Genomic DNA, 5,196 nt, shown 5'->3' on the forward strand with positions numbered 1-5,196 from the left:
GAAGACTGTGGGCTCGGTCATCGGACCGGGGTTCAATTCCCCGCGCCTCCACCAAGACAAGCGTCGTTTCCGTAAGGGAACGGCGCTTTTTTGTTGCTGCAGTTGCTACTGTAGGGAGTCATGAGAGTTGTAGTGCAACGAGTATCCGAAGCGTCCGTGGACGTGGTCAATGAATTGGGCACGCTGGATCCCACGTTCGAGCCGCAGCAGATTGGCCCGGGATTCATGATTCTGGTGGGCGTCACCGATGAGGACGGCGACAAGCAGATCGCCTGGTTGGCCCATAAGATTCTGAATCTCAGGGTGTTCGAGGATGCGCAGGGCAAGATGAACCGTTCGATTCAGGACATCGGCGGCGAGATTCTCTCCATCTCGCAGTTCACGCTGTTCGCCGACGTGCACAAGGGCAATCGCCCGAGCTTCATCAAGGCCGGCAAGCCCGAGCATGCCGATCTCATGTGGATCAAGTTCAACGAGGCGTTGCGCTCCGGGGGAGTGCCGGTGAAGGAAGGTCGTTTCGGCGCGCATATGCGGGTCGGACTGGTCAATGACGGGCCGGTGACCATCGTCATCGACACCGAGCATGACATGCCTGACGGAACACGCTGAATTGCGATAGTAATTTGACATCATATCCCGTTCCCTCCAATATGTTACTAAAGCGCTTTAGTCTCCTGCGGGCGAGGGCGCATGTCGATATGTTTCCCATGAACGGGCAGCACAATGATGTGGCCGCACAAGCGGCAGAGATAAGGGGAGTGAACAGCAGATGTTCCTGAAACCTGAACAGCAACTGGAGCGGTGCAAGCGCATAGTGCGCCAGCGCGTGGACCCTCATATCCACCCATCGATCGCACAGCTCGCGGTGGAGTCCTTTGACATTCCCGGAGAGCCGATGCCCACTGACGAGTTCTTCGCGAAGCTCAATCGAGGTGACATCGATTTCAAGCCGTTTACGCTCGGCAGTGAATGGGGCACCACATGGGGCACAGTCTGGTTCCGCCTGACCGGTACCGTGCCGGCCGGCTACCCGAAAGGCAAGCCGCTGGAGCTCATCCTCGACCTCGGCTGGTACCCGCACTCCTGCGGCGGCCATATCGAGGGCCTCGTCTACCGCGCCGACGGCACCGCCATCAAAGCCGTACACCCGCTCAACTATTGGGTGCCGTTCATAGATGCCGAGGGCAACGCGCAAGTGCCGGTCGCCGAAGACGGCAGCTTCACCCTGTACCTCGAAGCCGCCAGCAACCCGCTGCTGCTCGGCGTGCCTCCGTTCATTGAGACCGAACTGGGCGACCATGCCACCGGCAAGCCGGACGAGCCGTACGTATTCAAGTCCGCCGATCTGACCGAATTCGATGCCCGTTTCGAGAACTACTCCGTGGATCTCGACGTGGTGAGCTCCCTGATGGAATTCGCCGACAAACAGTCGCCGCGTTACTGGCAACTCGCCAAAGCGCTGCAGCGCTCGCTGAACGCCTACGACGAGCGCAACCCCGAATCCGTGGAAGCCGCGCGCGCAGCACTCGCCGGCGTACTGGCCAAGCCGGCCAACGCCTCGGCCATGAACGTCAGCGCCATCGGCCACGCACATATCGACTCCGCATGGCTGTGGCCGGTGCGCGAGACCCGCCGCAAGGTGGCCCGCACCGTATCCAACGCATTGGCGCTGATGGACGCCGACCCCGACTTCAAATACGCGATGAGCTCCGCCCAGCAGTACGCCTGGCTGGAAGAGGATCATCCGGACATCTTCAAGCGCATGAAGCGGCGCATTGAAGAAGGCCGGTTCATCCCGGTCGGTGGCATGTGGGTGGAAGCCGATGGCATGCTGCCCGCCGGTGAATCACTGATTCGCCAGATTGCATATGGCCGCAAATACTTCAAGGAACATCTCGGTGTGGAGCCCAAGGGCGTATGGCTGCCGGACAGCTTCGGCTACACCGGCGCATGGCCGCAGATCGCCCGCCGTGCCGGGTACGAATGGTTCCTCACGCAGAAGATCTCGTGGAACGACACCACCAAGTTCCCGCACCACTCGTTCATGTGGGAAGGCATCGACGGCTCGCGCATCTTCACCCACTTCCCGCCGGCGGATACCTATGCTGCTTGGTGCAAGGTTCAGGAACTCGACTACGCCGAGAAGAACTTCCAGGACAAGGATCTCGCCGATCGCTCGCTTCTGCTCTTCGGTTTCGGTGATGGCGGTGGCGGCCCCACGCGCAACATGATGGAGCACCTGCACCGCTACGAGAACCTCGAAGGCGTCTCCAAGGTGAGCGTCGAAGAGCCGAACGACTTCTTCGACAAGGCGCATCGGCAGCTTGCAGAGAACGCCGGCCCGGAAATGCCCGTCTGGAAGGGCGAGCTGTACCTCGAACTGCACCGTGGCACCTTGACCTCGCAACAGGACATGAAACGCGGCTGCCGCCAAGAGGAATCGCTGCTGCGCACGGTCGAATACCTGGGCGCGGCCGCCACGTTGGCCGACCCGAGCTACGCCTATCCGCGCGAAGAACTGGACCGTATCTGGAAGACCCTGATGCTTAACCAGTTCCATGACGTGCTGCCGGGGTCATCCATCGCATGGGTGCACCGCGAAGCCCGCGAGGACTATCGCCGTGACCTGAAGCGTCTCGCCGAAATCGCCCAAGACATGTGCGCCGTGCTGCGCAAGGCCAACCCGCAGGCCGACCTGCTCGCCGAAGCCCGCATCAGTCAGTTCCGCAATGACGGTGCGGCTTGGCGTGCCAACCGCATCAACGAACCGACCGGCGCGCTTTCCGTACTGACCCAGACATTGGACAACGGCCGTGTACTGCTGGCCAACGGCGTACTGTCCGTCACCATCGAGGCCGACGGTACAATCTCGTCACTGCTTGACGAGGAGCATGGCCGTGAACTGGTTCCGGCCGGCACCCGATTGGGCCGATACGAACTGTTGAAGGACGAACCCGCCGTTTGGGATGCCTGGGAGATCGAACGCGAATCCCTGCTCATGGCGAATGCCATGACCGGATCAATCGAATCGGTCGATACCGAAAACGGTGCGGCACGAGTCCGCGTGCGTACCGCCGACGATGACACCGTCATCACCACCACCATCACGCTGCGCCCCGGTTCACACACGCTCGATTTCCACGCCGACATTGACTGGCACGAACGTGAACGCTTCCTCAAAGTCGATCTGCCGCTGGGTATCGTGGCCGACCAAGCAACATACGACTGCCAGTATGGTCTGGTCCGCCGCCCAATCGTCAAAAACACCGCATCCGACGAAGCCAAGTATGAGAGCAGCACGAACCGCTTCACCCTTATCGGCGACGCCGGTTACGCGGCGGCCGTCATCAACGGATCGGTGTACGGGTCCGATGCCACGCCGATTGCCGAGAACGCCGCCGAAGGTCGTGACTCGGGCACCATGTTCCGACTGTCGCTGCTCTCCGCGCCGACCTTCCCCGACCCGCGCACCGATATCGGTGCGCATGAGTTCGACTGGTCCGTGGTGGCCAACGCCACGGTGGGCAGTGCGCTTGACGCCGCTTGCGCACTCAACGCACCGACGCTTCATGACATGCCCGACTTAGCGCCGCTCGCCTCGGTCGAGTCAGCAAACGGCACCGTGGTGTTGGACTGGATAAAGCTGGCCGACGATGGCTCCGGAGACCTGATTGTGCGCGCCTATGAGGCGGCCGGCGGCAGGGCCGATGCCACGCTGCATGTCTGCCCGGCGCTCGCAGGCGCTTCGGTGCATGAGACCAACGTGTTGGAAGGCGACGATCTGGCCGCCGACCTGCCGGTCGCGCTGCAAGACGGTAGACAGAACGCCGAAGGCGCCGCACTGCACTTCGGCCCGTTCCAGCTCGCCACCCTGCGCATCGCGCGCTGAATTTTCGCCTGACGCTTCTGCCTCCTTGTACCATGAGGGGCAGAAGTATGTCGTATTACGGTTTCTCCAATTACCATCACTCCCACCCCTACCACCAGACACAGCAAAGGAGTTGAACTCTCCATGTTTCTTCTTCCCAATCAGCAGTTGGAGCGCTGCGACCGCGTCATGCAGCAGCGCGTCAAACCGCATATCCACACCACACTCGCCGCATGCACCTTGCGTTCGTTCCACAATCCCGGCGAACCGGTGCCCTCCAGCGAATTTCTAGCCAAAGTGCGCAACGGCCAAGTGCCCTTCGAACCTTTCCGCGTTCCCGGCGTCTGGGGCACCACATGGGGCACCACATGGTTCGAGGTGAACGGCCACATCGACATGGCGGCGGTCAAAGGACGAAAAGTCGAACTCATGGTAGACCTCGGCTGGCTCGATCACCGCGGCCCCGGATTCCAATCCGAGGGACTTGTCTATCGTGCCGACGGCACCGCCATCAAATCCGCGAACCCACGCAACCACTGGATTCCACTCGTCTACGCGGACGGCAGCAGCACTGTAGAACTCGATGAACATGGCGACTTCACCGTCTATATCGAAGCCGCCGCCAACCCATTCGTCGAAGGCCCCACCCCGTTCTCACCCACCGAACTCGGCGAAGAGGCCACCGGCACCTGTGACTTCCCATACACACTGAGTCGCATGGATATCACCATCTTCAACGAAGACGTGTTCGCCTATGACATGGACTTGGAAACCGTATCCTCCCTGATTTGCGAACTCAAAGACGACGACCCGCGCTACTGGCAGCTCGCCAAAGCGCTGCAACGCTCCTTGAACATCTACGATGAACGCGACTTGGAAACCGTGCCGGCAGCCCGTGCGGCGCTCGCCGGCGTGCTCGCCGAACCGGCTGCATCCAGCGCAATCAACCACATTGCCATCGGCCATGCGCATATCGACTCCGCATGGCTATGGCCGGTGCGCGAGACCCGCCGCAAAGTGGCCCGTACCGTATCCAACGTGCTGGCTTTAATGGACGAAGACCCGGACTTCACGTATGCGATGAGTTCCGCCCAACAGTACGCATGGCTGGAAGAGGAACATCCCGACCTGTTCGCACGAATGAAGCGGCGCATCGAAGAAGGCCGGTTCATCCCGGTCGGCGGCATGTGGGTGGAATCTGACAACATGATTCCTTCCGGCGAATCATTGGTGCGGCAGATCACGTTCGGCCGCCGATATTTCAAGGAGCATCTCGGCGTCACGCCGCGTGGCATCTGGCTACCGGACAGTTTCGGCTACACCGGCTC

2 protein-coding genes and 1 pseudogene are annotated in these 5,196 nt (G+C 61.1%); all 3 read left to right on the forward strand.

Annotation, left to right across the window (positions count from 1 at the left end):
* The first annotated feature begins 120 nt into the window (after window positions 1-120).
* Complete coding sequence (gene dtd / locus Q5H31_RS08060; protein WP_032745729.1) at window positions 121-609, forward strand: D-aminoacyl-tRNA deacylase; 489 nt, start codon at window positions 121-123, stop codon at window positions 607-609.
* 160 nt (window positions 610-769) lie between these two features.
* Entirely contained in the window at window positions 770-3,889 is a 3,120-nt protein-coding gene (locus tag Q5H31_RS08065) for an alpha-mannosidase (protein WP_302457664.1), read from the forward strand.
* Between the two features lie 123 nt (window positions 3,890-4,012).
* Window positions 4,013-5,196 (forward strand): annotated as a pseudogene (locus Q5H31_RS08070) (alpha-mannosidase); the annotation flags it as partial.

Source organism: uncultured Bifidobacterium sp. (genome assembly GCF_959020155.1).
Lineage (GTDB): Bacteria > Actinomycetota > Actinomycetes > Actinomycetales > Bifidobacteriaceae > Bifidobacterium.